Source organism: Pseudomonas sp. NFACC39-1 (assembly GCF_900110355.1).
In the GTDB taxonomy this organism is placed as follows: Bacteria; Pseudomonadota; Gammaproteobacteria; order Pseudomonadales; family Pseudomonadaceae; genus Aquipseudomonas; species Aquipseudomonas tehranensis.
In genome coordinates this window covers 257,897-272,268 of sequence record NZ_FODL01000004.1, presented here as the reverse complement: position 1 = coordinate 272,268, position 14,372 = coordinate 257,897, and the positions used below count along the sequence as shown (strand labels likewise).

General features: G+C 60.5%; 15 protein-coding genes. 6 read left to right on the top strand and 9 right to left on the bottom strand.

Going from position 1 to position 14,372, the window contains the following annotated elements; translation table 11 throughout:
- Positions 1–55 precede the first annotated feature (55 nt).
- Together BMY45_RS10745 and BMY45_RS10740 are read left to right on the top strand one after the other, a co-directional pair.
- Positions 56–2,110 carry a S9 family peptidase gene (locus tag BMY45_RS10745; protein WP_092397379.1) on the top strand — a complete coding sequence of 685 codons (2,055 nt, stop codon included), beginning with the start codon at positions 56–58 and terminating at the stop codon, positions 2,108–2,110.
- A 215-nt stretch (positions 2,111–2,325) separates the two neighbouring features.
- Positions 2,326–2,799, top strand: a complete 474-nt coding sequence (locus tag BMY45_RS10740) for a cyclic nucleotide-binding domain-containing protein (RefSeq protein ID WP_092397377.1) — start codon at positions 2,326–2,328, stop codon at positions 2,797–2,799.
- Positions 2,800–2,933: 134 nt separating this feature from the next.
- Here the strand turns inward: BMY45_RS10740 and BMY45_RS10735 are convergent, their stop codons facing one another.
- The gene (locus BMY45_RS10735; RefSeq protein ID WP_092397375.1) at positions 2,934–3,218 is read right to left on the bottom strand and encodes a hypothetical protein; all 285 of its coding nucleotides are present in this window, start codon (positions 3,216–3,218) and stop codon (positions 2,934–2,936) included.
- Between the two features lie 78 nt (positions 3,219–3,296).
- Here BMY45_RS10735 and BMY45_RS10730 point away from each other — a divergent pair, with 78 nt between their 5' ends.
- From BMY45_RS10730 to BMY45_RS10715, 4 genes are all read left to right on the top strand, one after another.
- A complete protein-coding gene (locus tag BMY45_RS10730; protein WP_092397373.1) occupies positions 3,297–3,983 on the top strand; it encodes a spermidine synthase in 687 nt (228 codons plus the stop codon).
- Positions 3,984–4,031: 48 nt separating this feature from the next.
- Complete coding sequence (locus BMY45_RS10725; RefSeq protein ID WP_003184246.1) at positions 4,032–4,406, top strand: YajD family HNH nuclease; 375 nt, start codon at positions 4,032–4,034, stop codon at positions 4,404–4,406.
- Between the two features lie 213 nt (positions 4,407–4,619).
- On the top strand, positions 4,620–5,090 hold the full coding sequence (locus BMY45_RS10720; protein WP_092397371.1) for an RNA methyltransferase: 471 nt from the start codon (positions 4,620–4,622) through the stop codon (positions 5,088–5,090).
- A 77-nt stretch (positions 5,091–5,167) separates the two neighbouring features.
- Positions 5,168–5,545: a YgaP family membrane protein gene (locus tag BMY45_RS10715; protein WP_092397369.1), complete on the top strand. Its 378-nt coding sequence runs from the start codon at positions 5,168–5,170 to the stop codon at positions 5,543–5,545.
- A gap of 122 nt (positions 5,546–5,667) precedes the next feature.
- On the opposite strand, the gene BMY45_RS10710 is transcribed toward BMY45_RS10715, so the two are convergent.
- From BMY45_RS10710 to BMY45_RS10675, 8 genes are all read right to left on the bottom strand, one after another.
- On the bottom strand, positions 5,668–6,897 hold the full coding sequence (locus tag BMY45_RS10710; protein ID WP_092397367.1) for a hypothetical protein: 1,230 nt from the start codon (positions 6,895–6,897) through the stop codon (positions 5,668–5,670).
- 31 nt (positions 6,898–6,928) lie between these two features.
- Positions 6,929–7,378, bottom strand: coding sequence for a YcgN family cysteine cluster protein (locus BMY45_RS10705; protein ID WP_092397365.1), 450 nt, complete (start codon positions 7,376–7,378; stop codon positions 6,929–6,931).
- Positions 7,379–7,643: 265 nt separating this feature from the next.
- On the bottom strand, positions 7,644–8,576 hold the full coding sequence (locus BMY45_RS10700; RefSeq protein WP_092397363.1) for a D-2-hydroxyacid dehydrogenase: 933 nt from the start codon (positions 8,574–8,576) through the stop codon (positions 7,644–7,646).
- Between the two features lie 123 nt (positions 8,577–8,699).
- A complete protein-coding gene (locus tag BMY45_RS10695; protein WP_047227944.1) occupies positions 8,700–8,993 on the bottom strand; it encodes a YcgL domain-containing protein in 294 nt (97 codons plus the stop codon).
- A complete protein-coding gene (gene rnd, locus BMY45_RS10690) occupies positions 8,990–10,123 on the bottom strand; it encodes a ribonuclease D (RefSeq protein WP_092397361.1) in 1,134 nt (377 codons plus the stop codon). Before rnd ends, BMY45_RS10695 begins: the two co-directional genes overlap by 4 nt.
- 121 nt (positions 10,124–10,244) lie before the next feature.
- Positions 10,245–10,886, bottom strand: coding sequence for a class I SAM-dependent methyltransferase (locus BMY45_RS10685; protein WP_092397359.1), 642 nt, complete (start codon positions 10,884–10,886; stop codon positions 10,245–10,247).
- Between the two features lie 70 nt (positions 10,887–10,956).
- Positions 10,957–12,606 (bottom strand): phosphoethanolamine transferase, encoded by a 1,650-nt coding sequence (locus BMY45_RS10680; protein WP_092397357.1) that lies wholly within the window; start codon positions 12,604–12,606, stop codon positions 10,957–10,959.
- Positions 12,607–12,793: 187 nt separating this feature from the next.
- On the bottom strand, positions 12,794–14,176 hold the full coding sequence (locus BMY45_RS10675; protein WP_092397355.1) for a glutamine synthetase family protein: 1,383 nt from the start codon (positions 14,174–14,176) through the stop codon (positions 12,794–12,796).
- Positions 14,177–14,372: the final 196 nt, after the last annotated feature.

The following is a 14,372-nucleotide window of genomic DNA, read 5'->3' as shown; positions in this document are numbered from 1 at the left end:
GAACTAACCACACCGGCCATCAGTCCCTATTTCGTACAACGTTCGAGAGCCTTTCATGCCCCTATCTGCCCACGTTTGCAACGCCCCGATTGCCCGCAGGGACGCCGGTGTTGACCCCTACGCCTGGCTGCAGGAACGCGACACCGACGCCGTGCTCGACTACCTCAAGGCTGAAAACAGCTATCAGGACGCGCAACTGGCTGACCAGGCCGAACTGCGCGAAACGCTGTTTCAGGAAATCAAAGGCCGGATCCTGGAGACCGATCTGTCCCTGCCCTCGCCTTGGGGTCCGTACCTGTATTACACCCGCACCACGGCCGGCGACGAATACCCGCGTCACTACCGCTGTCCGCGCCCGGCGGACGACAGCCTGACGGTGGATGAAAGCCGCGAACAATTGTTGCTGGACCCTAACGTGCTGGCCGGCGGCGGTTTCTTTTCCCTGGGTGCCTTCAGCATCAGCCCCGACCACCAGCGACTGGCCTATAGCCTGGACACCACCGGCGACGAGATTTACACCCTGTTCGTCAAAGAGCTGGCCAATGACAAGGTCAGCGAACTGTCCTTTGAGGATTGCGACGGCAGCATGACCTGGGCCAACGACAGCCTGACGCTGTTTTTTGGTGAGCTGGATGACACCCATCGCCCGCACAAATTATGGCGCTATCGCCTGGACGGAACGGCGGCCGAAGAAGTGTTCCATGAGCCGGACGGGCGTTTCTTCCTGCATTGCTACCGTTCAAGCTCCGAGCGGCAGTTGATCCTGTCCCTGGGCAGCAAAACCACCAGTGAAGTCTGGGTCCTGGACGCCGCACAGCCACATCAGCCTTTCACCTGCCTGGCGCCACGGGTGGAGAACCATGAATACGACGTCGACCATGGCTTGCGCGACGGTCAGTGGAGCTGGTTGATCCGCAGCAACCGCGACGGGATCAACTTCGCGCTGTACCAGGCTGCCGACACGGGCCTGGCGCCGACCGAGGCCGACTGGCAGAACCTGATCCCCCACAGTGACGCGGTGATGATCGACGGCTTGAGCCTGAACGCCAGCGCCATGACCCTGAGCCTGCGTGAAGGCGGCCTGCCGATCATCGAAGTTCACCCACAAGGTTTACCGGCGTATCGGGTGCAACTGCCGGACGCGGCCTACAGCCTGCATGTGCAGAACAGCCTGGAGTTCGTCAGCCCCCGCATTCGCCTGCGCTACGAGGCGCTGAACCGTCCGGCGCAGATTCGCCAGCTGGACCTGGCCAGCGGCGAACAGGTCGTACTCAAGCAAACTCCGGTGCTCGGTCCGTTCGATGCCGATGACTACGTCAGTCAACGGCTGTGGGCGACGGCGCCGGACGGTACGCAAGTGCCCATCAGTCTGGTGGTCAAACGCGAAGCCCTCGGTCAGCCGGTGCCGCTGTACCTGTATGGCTACGGCGCCTATGGCGAGAGCCTCGACCCGTGGTTCTCCCACTCACGACTGAGCCTGCTCGATCGTGGCGTAGCGTTTGCCATTGCCCATGTGCGTGGCGGCGGTGAGCTGGGGGAAGCCTGGTATCGCGCCGGCAAGCAGGAGCACAAGCACAACACCTTCAGCGACTTCATTGCCTGCGCCGAGCACTTGATCGCCAATGGCGTCACCCGCGCCGATCAACTGGCAATCAGCGGCGGCAGTGCCGGAGGCTTGTTGATTGGCGCGGTGCTCAATCAACGCCCGGACCTGTTCAAGGTGGCGATTGCCGAAGTGCCATTCGTCGATGTGCTGAACACCATGCTCGACCCGGACTTGCCGCTGACCGTCACCGAATACGACGAATGGGGTAATCCCGAGGAGCCCGCCGTCTATGATCGGATCAGGGCCTATGCCCCGTACGAAAACGTCAGGGCCCAGGCGTATCCGGCGCTGCTGGTGATCGCCGGTTACAACGACAGCCGCGTGCAGTATTGGGAAGCAGCCAAATGGGTGGCGAAATTGCGCGCCACCAAGACCGATGACAATCCCTTGCTGCTCAAGACCGAACTGGGCGCTGGCCACGGCGGAATGAGCGGGCGCTACCAGGGGTTACGTGACGTAGCCCTCGAATATGCATTTGTTTTGAAGGTTTTGGGGTTGGTCTGAGGAACTCTGTGGGACGGTCGGGTCTTAGCTCCATGCGCAGGCCCTGACACAACCACAGTCAGTGTGGGAGCGAGCCTGCTCGCGATAGCGCCGGATCAGCCAACTTCAATGTTGACTGACACACCGCCATCGCGAGCAGGCTCGCTCCCACGGGGATCTTCTATGCCCAGGGCACCGCGAAACCGTAGAGACCACAAGAAAAAGACCGTGACGACATGTCAGAACCGACCTTACTGAACAACGAAATCCGCGACTGGCTGATGGACTGCGGCCTGTTCGACCAGTTGCAGCCTGTCGACTTCGCCGCGGCGTCGGGCTACTTCAGCATCAGCGCCATTGCCCAAGGGGAAGCGATTTTCCGTGAGGGCGATGCCGGCAGCTTCATGTGCATCATCCATTCAGGGCAAGTGGCCGTGCAGAAAACCGGCCCCGACGGCCAACCCGTCACCATCGCCACGCTGCGCAGCGGCCGGGCATTCGGGGAAATGGCAGTGCTTGACGGTGAACGGCGCTCGGCCAGTTGCATCGCCGCCAGTGATTGCCAATTGCTGAACCTGGGCAAGGATTCCCTGGAAAAAATGCTCAACGATGCACCGAAGATCGCCGCCAAAATCATTCGAGCCCTCGCCGTCTCCCTGTCCAAGCGCCTGCGCATGGCCGATGGGCAGTTGCTGGCGCAGCAGGTCTGACAACAACCATAACCCTCTGTGGGAGCGGGCTTGCTCGCGAAGGCGGTGTGCCAGTCAACATCAATGCTGACCGATCCGCCGCCTTCGCGAGCAAGCCCGCTCCCACAGGGTTTTGTTATCCAGAAGATTCAGGCCTACCCACCCGGCGACTTGGCCTTTGGCGGTTTCGGCTCCATGCCCGGTATCGGCTGGTCCTTGGGCGGCTTGGGCATTTCGATGGGCGGCAGCAACGGCGATCCGCTTCCAGGGCCGGGCGTGGGCACGCCGCTGGGCGTGACCGGCGGGTATGGCATCGGTGTAGGCGTGCCGGGCGAACCGGGAATGCTCGGTGGGCTTACCGGAATCGTGGGCTGCTGGGCCTGCACCCAACTTATCGAGAGCGCTGCCAGGGCAATGGCCGTTAGAATGGTGCGCTTCATCAATGGCTCCGTGGCGATTGTCTGTCTTCAGGCTAGTCCTTACCGCGCTGCTTTGCCCCTCCTTTGCATGAGACATCCATGAAACGTTTCGTTCTGCTGGACACCGCCCCCATCCCTGACAACGGCGGCGCCCTGTGCCTGTTCGAGTACGGCGACGACTTCGTTATCAAGATCCAGGGCGGCGACGGTGGCCAGTTGATGAATACGCGCATGCACGGCTCCGAAGACGCCCTGGCAGAGATTCCTTGCCGCAAGGTTGCCGGCCGTCCCGGCTCGCGTGTACTGATCGGTGGCCTCGGCATGGGTTTCACCCTGGCCTCGGCCCTCAAGCACTTGGGCAAAAGCGCCGAAGTGGTGGTAGCCGAACTGGTGCCCGGCGTGGTGGAGTGGAACCATGGCCCTTTGGGCGAAAAAGCCGGTCGCCCCCTGTCGGACCCGCGTACCGTGATCCGCATGGAAGATGTGGCCAAGGTACTGCAAGCCGAACCCCAGGGCTTTGATGCCATCATGCTGGACGTCGACAACGGCCCCGAAGGCCTGACACAGAAAGCCAACAGCTGGCTCTATTCAACCGGCGGCCTGGCCGCCTGCGCCAAGGCCCTGCGGCCCAAGGGCATACTGGCGGTATGGTCGGCCAGCGCCGACCGGCAGTTTTGCGACAAACTGAAAAAGGCCGGCTTCAAGGCCGAAGAGGTGCAAGTCTTCGCCCATGGCAACAAAGGCACCCGCCACACCATCTGGATTGCCGAGAAGCTCAAGGGCTGAGCTAAACTCTGTTCAACCGTCATCAGTCTTTTTTACAAAGGTGAACCCATGAGTTCGTCAACGCCACCGTCCAACACCGCCAAGCTGGATCGCATCCTCGCCGATGCCCAGCGTGACCGGGAAATGGGTTACCGCGACAAAGCCCTGAAAATGTACCCCCACGTCTGTGGCCGTTGCGCCCGTGAGTTTTCCGGCAAGCGCCTGAGTGAACTGACCGTTCACCACCGCGACCACAACCATGACAACAACCCGCAGGACGGTTCCAACTGGGAACTGCTGTGCTTGTACTGCCACGACAACGAACACTCGCGTTACACCGACCAGCAATATTTCGGCGACGGCTCCCTGAGCACCCCGAAAATCGCCAAGGCGACCCACAACCCGTTTGCCGCACTGGCGGGGTTGATGAAGAAAGACGAGTAATTCAGCCAGCCAGCCCCTCATCGCGAGCAGGCTCGCTCCCACAGGAGGGTGCATTCCAAAGTGAAAGTAAGCCTGCTTCCACAGGAGAATGCACTCCAATGTGGGAGCGAGCCTGCTCGCGATGGCAATCTAACGTTCACCATCAATCTACAAACTGACCACCTTTCCCCATTCCCCGTATAATCGCGCCTTTTCCCCAAAGGCACCCCGCCCGTGGCCAACAAACGCTACAGCTGCATCGGTTTGTTCAACCCCAAATCTCCGGAAAACGTCGGTTCGGTCATGCGTGCCGCCGGCTGCTACGGCGTGGCGTCGGTGTTCTACACCGGTAAGCGCTATGAGCGCGCCGCAGACTTCGTCACGGACACCAAGAAAGTCCACTACGACATCCCGCTGATCGGGATCGACGACCTGAAGAAAATCCTGCCCTTGGGTTGTGTGCCGGTGGCCGTGGAACTGGTGGACGGCGCCCGCCCCTTGCCTGAGTACACTCATCCGGACCGGGCGCTGTATATCTTCGGCCCGGAAGATGGCTCGCTGGATAAAGACATCCGTGACTGGTGCGAAGACGTGGTGTACATCCCCACCAGCGGTTGCATGAACCTGGCGGCTACGGTCAATGTCGTGCTGTACGACCGCATGGCCAAAGGCAACAACACCCGTTCGGGGCCGCAATTCCGCTGATCGGTGCGCAATTGGATTGAACAAGGGAATCGCTCGGGCAGTCAGTTTTATACCAACCCCCACACCGGAGACAGATCATGAGCGATAACAACCCGTTCGAGCCGATTGAGACCACCCCTTTCCAATCTCATCCGCCGCAAAACGTGCATGGCTGGGAACGCATTGGCTCACTGGCCGGAGGCGTACTGATGATGGGCAAGGGCCTGCGTCGTGGCGGCGTGATCGGTCTGGCTCAACTGGCCATTGGCGGCATGGCCCTGGCGCGCGGCATCACCGGGCACTGCTCGGCCAAGACGTTGCTGGAAAAGAATCGTCAGAACCTGCACCACGCCCGTGCCCGCATTGAGCAGGCCGGAGAAGAGTTGAGCCGCATGAAGGCCAGTGCCGAGGCCGCGACCAGCACGGCTACAGTGACGGGGAATGATTCGCTGGTTTCGCCCAAGGTTGGGCTTTGATTTTGCTGTGCGGCTGATGGCCTCATCGCGAGCAGGCTCGCTCCCACATTGGTTCTTCAGTGGACATATCATTTGTGTACGACTCGATCAGTGTGGGAGCGAGCCTGCTCGCGATAGCGGTATTACTGAAGTAACTTGCTATCCAGAACGGTAGAACTCTCCCCCAGAACGCTCTCGCTGAGCTGGACAAATTCCTCGGTATCAACCGTCTCCAGGCGCATTGCAGCGTGCAGCACATCATCGAGCGAGCGTTTGTTGCGGGTTTTCAAACGAATTTCGCGGTCCAGCTCCTGCAACAGCAACACCGCCTTGGCCTGCGTCGCGGTTCCGATCTGCTCACCGCGCAAGGTGGTGACGCCTTTGCTGTCACGGGCGAGGCGGTCATTGAGGGCCTGATAGCGCTCATCACTCATTCCGCCGGCCCGGCGCAGCAATTCGATGGCGTAGTACTCGGCCAGCCCTTCGCTGATCCAGTCACTGCGCTCACGATCGTTGACGCGCGCCAGCATCTGCACAAGCTCCCGCAACATCGGGCTATTGCCGCGCTCGCTGACCAGCGGAGGACGACTGTGCAGATAAATCGATTCATGCCCAGCCTGAGCACCACGCCACATCGGATCTGACGCGCCGATGATCAGCAGCTTGCCGGGATGACGCGGCACCAGCGCCTGCACCTGCGGCCAGACGAACGTCAGTAGCGTCAGCACATCCATCCGGCGCATGCCCTGGCCTTGGGGCGAGGCCACCGTCACCTCGGTCTCTCCCAGGCGTGTGCGACGGCTGCCGAGTTTGCCGGCGAGCATCCAGCCAGTGGGACGATCGAACAGCCGCGCAGGGTTGTCGATGCGAAAGCGTTGTTTGCCGATGCGCGGCCAGGCCGTTTCGATGCTTTTCCAGCCGGCGGGCAGTTCAAATTGCAAACGTGACACCAGCTCAGTGCCATCCTGCTGATCCAACTTGGCCGGCGGCACAAGATCGTCGCCGCGCAGCAGCCCCCATCCCGGGGTCATACGGGTTTCAAACGTCCCGTTCTTGCGAGTATTACTGATGCGCACGCGATAGCTCAGGCTCGCCTTGTCGGCACTGGGACGCCAAATGCCGCGTGTATCCTTGCCCGGGATGAGCTGCCATTGACCGTCGGCCTTGAAGTGGCTGTAGCGGCTGCCATCGCCGAGGTCGAAGTCCAGGCTGCGCACTGCCGAACCCCGCGCCAGGGTCAGGCGCACTTCCGCCTGATCGCTCTGCGGCAACAGATGCACGTGATAATCCAGATCGACTTTCTGCGCCGCCCATAGCGGCCCACACACCGCCCATAACCCGGCTGTGAGCATCCTTTTCAATCCTGCTGCCATGGGTTCTCCCTGATGGTGCGATGCCCGGCATTCAGCCGGCGCGAAAAATCAGATGATCTTCCCAATCATCCTCGGGCACGCTGCCTTCGGCCAGCATGCGCCCGGATTGGGAAATGCGTTCGTGGTGCACGGCATCGCGATCGCCACAGACCAGGTGGTGCCATAACGGCAGATCCTTGCCCTCGCTGACCAGGCGATAACCGCAGGTCGGCGGCAACCATTTGAACTCATCGGCCTTGCCCGGCGTGAGCTGGATGCAATCGGGAACAAAGTCGCGGCGCCGGGGATAGTCGGTGCACTGGCAGGTTTTCAGGTCCAGCAGTTTGCAGGCGATGCGCGTGTAGTAGACGCTGTTGTCGTCTTCGTCTTCGAGTTTTTGCAGACAGCACAGGCCACAGCCGTCACACAGCGATTCCCATTCCTGCGAATCAAGCTGATCGAGGGTTTTACGTATCCAGAACGGTTCGACTTTGGCGGCCATGGCTCAAGCAATCAGCATCAGGTGGTGAAAAGGCCGTCAGTCTAGTGCCGGGGCTGCTTCAGGCCAAGCATGGGCGACTGTCGGTAGGGCGTTGCGCTGGCGAAGTCCGTCAATGGATTGGCCGAGAACACCAATTGGGCGAACGCAGAAGATCAACTGTGGGAGCGAGCCTGCTCGCGATAGCGTCGGATCAGCCAGCCTTGAAACCGACTGACACACCGCTATCGCGAGCAGGCTCGCTCCCACAATGGGATGGGTGCTGGCCTTAATAGCCCCGATCGAAATCCACTTCCCCGCGCAAGGTTTCGCCGGCCTGGTAGGCCCGCAGGTTTTCCAGGAACAACTGCACCATCATCGCCGGCGACGTCGGTGCCGAGCTATGGCCGGTCAACAGCAGGCCCCAGGCGGTCCAGAACGGGTGCCGCTGTGGCAACGGCTCCTGGCGGCAAACGTCAATGACCGCACCGGCCAGGTGCCCTTCCTTCAAGGCTTGCACCAGATCCGCATCGACCACGGCCACGCCGCGCCCGACATTGATGAACAGGCCTGTAGGCTTGAACTGCTTGAACAGCGCCGCGTCGTAAATATCGTGGGTGTCCGGCGTGTTGGGCAGCAAGTTGATCACGTAATCCACCTCGCCCACCATGCGCGGCAGATCCTTCAACGCCCCGACCTCGATGAACGGCGCCAACTCCCGAGCTTCGCTGGCAATGCCATACAGCTGCACGCCAAATGGCACCAGGAACTGCGCTACACGCTGGCCGATATCGCCGGTCCCGACGATCAGAGCCTTGCGCCCGGCCAGACTCTGGCCCTGACGGTTGTCCCACTTGCGCTCGACCTGGCTGACCAGCCTCGCCAGCACCTCGCGCTCATGACCGAGCATATAGGTCAGGACGTACTCGGCCATCACCTGACCGAAAATGCCCACCGCACGGGTCAGGCGATAATCACGCGTCAAACCTTCGGCCAGCAGCGGCGTGATGCCGGCCCAGGTCGATTGCAGCCACTGGGGCTGATGGCCTTGACGCAACAGGGTGGCCAGCAGATCGGGCTGGCCCAGCCAGACCGGGCAGTCGTTGGCCAGTCGCGACAGTTCGGCGGAGTCGCCACTGGTCAGGACTTGGATATCGGGTGCAGCCTGTCGCAGAAGCTGGGCGTACACCGCGTGATCGTGTTCGGCAATCAGAACGCGCATGGATCAAACCTTTCAAAAACTATGCAGACGACCGCCGACAGAGTGTCGCTCCATCCTTGCGGCCATCGCCAATAAACCATTCCAGTGTTTCAAGAGGCCCGGGAAAGGTGCCTCGGGGCACCGTCAGACCGGGTCGTTGCGTCGCAGCAACTCTTCCGGAAGATGCTCGATGTATTCGTCTTCAGCCGGTGGCATCTGCAAGTGATAACCCTGGGTATCGAGGTTTTCCAGCACCAGATTGATGTCTTCCCGCGACAGCTTGCGCTCGGGGCTCAGCACCAGGTCAAAGGCATGGATCGCCTTGCCAAAGGCAGCCATCAGGGGCTCGGGCACGCGCTCCAGGGCATCGCTTTTGAGCACATACAGGTACATCTCGTTTTTCTTCGAGCTTCGGTAGATCGAGCAGATACGTTTCAAGGCTGTTCTCCGGCGGTGGCCAGGCTATCGAGCAGTGCCTGGCCCATCAATTCGCGGCGCCAGCCACGCAGCGAATCGGGCAATTGGTAAGGACCCTCGGGAAAGCCGCTCTTGATCAGCGCTTCGAGGGTTTTCTTGCGCAGCATCAGTTCAGGGGCGATTCCCAGGCGCTCGGCCTCAACCTGCCCCAGTGCCCGCAGACGCTTGACCAGCGCCGAGGCCTCAATGGGCAAGGGTTCGGCCACGGCTGGCGGCCACTGCTCGGGCGGCAGGCTGGCGGCGCGTTTAATCAGCTCCAGCAGGAACTCGCCGTCCTGGCGCACGGTACGCGGGTGCATGTCTTCGATTTTCGCCAGCGCACCGAGGTTATCCGGCTGAGTGCGGGCCAGGGGCCACAGCGAATGCTCGCGAATGACCCGGTTACGCGGCAGGTCACGAGCCCGCGCTTCCCGCTCGCGCCAGGCGCATAGCTCGCGCAGCACGGCCAGTTGGGCACGGGAAAGTTTCCAGGCCAGCTTGGCCTCGCGATATACCTCATAGGGGTCGACTTCACGACGCAGGTTGGCCACCAGCTCGGCGCCATCCTCTAGGACCCAGGCGTATTTCTCGTCAGAAAGCTTCGGCCGCAGCTGTACGAAAACTTCCGCCAAATGCACTGCATCTTCAGCGGCGTAGCTGATCTGCGTGTCGGACAGCGGCCTTTGCAACCAATCAGAGCGGGTTTCACCCTTGGGTAAGTCGATGCCCAACACGTCCTGTACCAGCCGGGAATAACCCATGGAAAAACCCAGGTTCAGGTAGGCGGCGGCCAATTGAGTGTCAAACAGCGGCGCGGGCAGACTGCCGGTCAAGCGCAGCAGCACTTCAAGGTCTTCGCTGCAGGCGTGCAACACCTTGAGCACTGCCGGGTTTTCCAGCAACGCGGCCAGGGGTTTCCAGTTGTCGATGGTCAAGGGGTCGATCAGATAGGCACGCTCGCCGTCGCCGATCTGCAACAAACCGGCAATGGGATAAAACGTGTCGACCCGCATGAATTCAGTGTCGAGGGCGACGAATGGCAACTGCTGCCATTCGTCGCAAAACTGACCGAGGCTATCGTTGTCGCGAATCCAGTGAATATCGATGGCCACACGGCTCTCCCTTGAAGAATGGCGCGCAGTATATATCGCCGTCAGCGATTGCGAGCATCCATAGAGCGGGAGCCTGAGAGAAATCGCCTGCGCAAAGGCAAGAATAGTCCTACATCGGGAGTTAACCGGCCTTGCACAACGCATAAACCCGCGTCAGCGCAAACCCGGGCAGAAAATCCTGGTACCACAGCAGGGTGAAACCGGCCTGGCGGAACTCGGCTTCAACTTCAGCCTTGTCCGCCAAGCCGCGGTGCGACGCAGGTCCGATGTTGAGGCGACCTTCAACTTGCACCGACACAATCACCGTGTCACGGCTGACCCGATGAAATTCGCGCAACAACGCCAGCCGATGCTCACTGGCCCTGACGTGCCGAAACAGTTGCAGACACAAAATACAGTCCACCGCGTTGGCCGACAGGCCGAGGGTGAATGCCGAACTGGGAAAGGTCGTGACCCGCTCCAGCAACGCGCCGCCATGGTGGGTGCGGGCGTGATCGAGCATGCCCGGCGAAGGGTCCGCCGCCAGAATCACCCGATTGGCGTGTTCGGCCAGCACCGGCCAGAACCGGCCGGCGCCACAGGTCACATCCAGCACCAGTCCCGGTTCACCGGCGGCTTTCAAGGCATTGCGGACCAATTGCTCGTCACGCCAGAACGCCAGGCGCAATCGCCTGGGCGCCGCTTGACGACAGATGCGCGCGTGTTCCCGGTCTTGATACCTGGCGAACTCGAGCTCTACGGGAGATGGGGGTTGCCCGGACATACCAACCGCTCTTGGCAAAGAGGAATGGGAACAGGCTAACCACCGATACGTGAAAAAAAAGTCGAGGCGCTCACTGCCGAGCCAGCACGCCGTCAATGACCGCACCACGGCAACCGGCAAACAGGTCCAGGTCGCGGTTGTAGACCTTGCTGTTGACTTCCAGCAGCCCGAGCATCGAATGAAACAGATTGTCCTGGCTCAAGGGCTTGTCCCGGCTCAGTTGCAGGCAATGGGTATCGACCGAGAAGGACTTCTGATAGCTGTCGGAAAACCAGGCCAGCATCGCCACGTGTTTTTGTTGTTCCGGGGCGAGCATGTAGGGCGTGCCATGGAGAAACAGGTTGTACTCGCCCAGGGACTCGCCATGGTCGGACAGGTACAGCATCGCTGTGTCGACCTTGTCCTGATTGGCCCGCAGCAGGTCGATCAGGGTCGATAACACATGGTCGGTGTACACCAGCGTGTTGTCGTAGCCGTTGACGATGCTCTGGCGGCTGCAATTGTTCAGCGCATTGCTTTGGCACACCGGGGTGAAATGTTCGTATTGCTTGGGATAGCGCTTGAAGTATTCCGGCCCGTGACTGCCCATTTGGTGGAGCACCAGCACAGTGTCCTTGTCGAGGGTGTCGATGAAATGCTGCAGGCCCTGGAGCAGAATTTCGTCGCGACACTCACTGTTGGCGCACAGAGCCGGGTCTTTGAGATTGCTGACGTCCTGCACAGTGACCCGGTCGCAAGTGCCTTTGCATCCCGACTGGTTGTCACGCCAGATCACCTCCAGCCCGGCACGCTTGAGCACATCCAGCAGGCCTTCTTCGTTCCTGGCCTTGCTGGCGTCGTAGTTCTTGCGGCCCATGTTGGAAAACATACACGGCACCGATACCGCGGTTTCGGTACCGCAGGAATGCACATCAGTGAAGGCGATCAGGCCGGCTTCTTGATTGAGTTGCGGCGTAGTATCGCGGTTATAGCCCAGAATGCCGAAGTTCTCGGCACGGGCGCTCTCCCCCACCACCAGTACGGTCAGGGACTTGCGAGCATGGGTTTGCCAGACCGGATTGCGACTCGCATCCTCACCCAAGGTGATGAAGGGCTGTTTGGCCGACGCAACCTGCTCGCCCAGGTACCCGATCGACGCACCGATGTAGTTGCTCGGCACCACCATCAAATGCAATTCATGATGATTGCGAAACAATGAAGACAACCCCTGGTAATTGGCCAGGGCGACCACGCCGATCACCGCCGCCGACACCCCACTCACCACCAACTTGCTTAACAGCTCTTTAGGCCAGCGGCGATAGCTGATCGGCGTTTTAAATAACAACCAGGACGGCAACACGCCTAACAGACCAAAGTAGGCAAACAACTTTAACGATAATAAATCACGCACTTCCGTGGCATTGGTTTCAGCGAAGTTACGAAACATGCCGGCATCGATCAGCACGCCATACTGAGCCATGAAGTACGCCACACCGGCGCTGGTCAGAAACAGCACGATCAGCACAGGCTTGAGCAGCACCCGGAACGCCACCAGTGTCAGTACCAGGTTGAAGGCGAACAACACCAGCACCGCAAACGCCACGTCAATCAGCAGCCCCCCGCCGTCACCTGCCGTAATGCTATGCAGGTGCTGCCAGAGCACGGCGTTAAAACCCACTAATAAAAAGGCACTGGCGACCAGCGTCACCCACTCGGGACGCACAGGTTTAATAGTCAGCATGAGGTTTAAAGTTTCCTGGAAGTTGCGCTATGGAAAGCAAATACCGCAGGAAAGTTAGAAAAAACTGTGCTACGGCCACGCAAACTCTAGGCAGGCCACTATCAATTTTTCGTGAAAAAGTTGCTATTAAATAATTTTTCAAATAACAAGCCACACGCCCGACCCGACGTGCGGCTGGTCGCTCATTTCAGGCCTGATGGATATACCAACGCCAGTCCTGCTCGCCTACCTCGCCCATGAACTGGCGGTATTCGGCGCGTTTGACCGCCAGGTACACCCTGAGAAATTCGTCCCCAAATGCTTGCCTGGCCCAGCTCGAGGCTTCAAGCGTGCGTATGGTGGTGAGCCAATCGGTGGGCAGCAATTCACTCGCCTGGGCATAGCCGTTGCCCTCTACCGGCGCACCGGGATCGCACTGTTCACGAATGCCGCGATGGATGCCGGCCAATATTGCGGCGGCGGCCAGATAGGGGTTAGCGTCGGCACCACAAATACGATGTTCGATATGCCGCGAAAACGCCGGGCCGCCCGGCACCCTCAGGCTCACGGTGCGATTGTCCACGCCCCAGGTGGCCGCCAGCGGCGCGTAGCTGTTGCTCTGGAAGCGCCGGTAGGAATTGGCATTCGGGCAGAACATCAGCAGTGAGTCGAGCAACGTGTCGAGCATCCCGCCCACCGCATGACGCAGCAGCGGCGTGCCATCGGCGGCGTCACTGGCAAACAGGTTATGGCCCTCGCGATCCGCCAGGCTGACGTGCATGTGCATGCCCGAACCCGCCAGTTCCGCGAACGGCTTGGCCATGAAACACGCCTGCATGCCGTGTTTATGCGCCACGCCTTTGACCAGACGCTTATAGCGCACCGCTTCATCCATGGCTTGCAAGGCATCGGTACGGTGCTGGAGGGTGATTTCCACCTGGCCCGGCGCGTATTCGGAAATGGCCGTTCGGGCCGGGATCCCCTGCGACTTGCAAGCGGTGTAGAGGTCCGCCAGGAACGGTTCGATCTGTTCCAGCTCGCGCAAGCCATAGACCTGCGTGGCACCGGGTCGGCCGCCATCAGCGTCCCGCGCCGGTTGCGGCCGGCCCAGGCTGTCGCGCTGCGCGTCCAAAAGATAGAACTCCAGCTCCGCCGCCATCACCGGGTAATAGCCATCGGCCTGCAACGCGTCGATCACTTGGCTGAGCAGGTAACGCGGATCGGCGATGGTCGCGGGCATGCCTTCCTGAGGATGCATGCTGACCTGCACGGCGGCAGTGGGGATCAGCCGCCAGGGCATTCGCTGCAAGCTGCCGCTGATGGGATAAGCCCGGCAATCGATGTCGCCAACCTCCCACACCAGCCCGGAGTTTTCCACGTCGTCGCCATTGATGGTCAAGCCGAGAATGGTACTGGGCAAGGGCCGCCCACTTTCGTAAAGCGCCAGCAACTCATCGCGGTGCAGCAGTTTGCCCCGAGGCACACCGTTGCTGTCGAGAATAAACAGCTCGAACAACTCAATATCCGGATTTTGCTCCAGGAACGCCTGGGCTTGATGCAGGGGGGCAAAAGAGAGGTGGGCAGAACTCATGAGAACGCTCGTATTTTCATGTCGGACGGGCGACAAAGCACCGTCAGCCTGTGCTCGCGATCAACGAACACTGTTTAAGGATCAACAGGAAATACAAGTATCTGGAGGACGGGCATGGCGGCAATGCCAGAGCGCCCAAAATGCCATTTCAGAAGGCAGCGCACTAAGCGTGGGAGAGACACCGGACATAAACCTG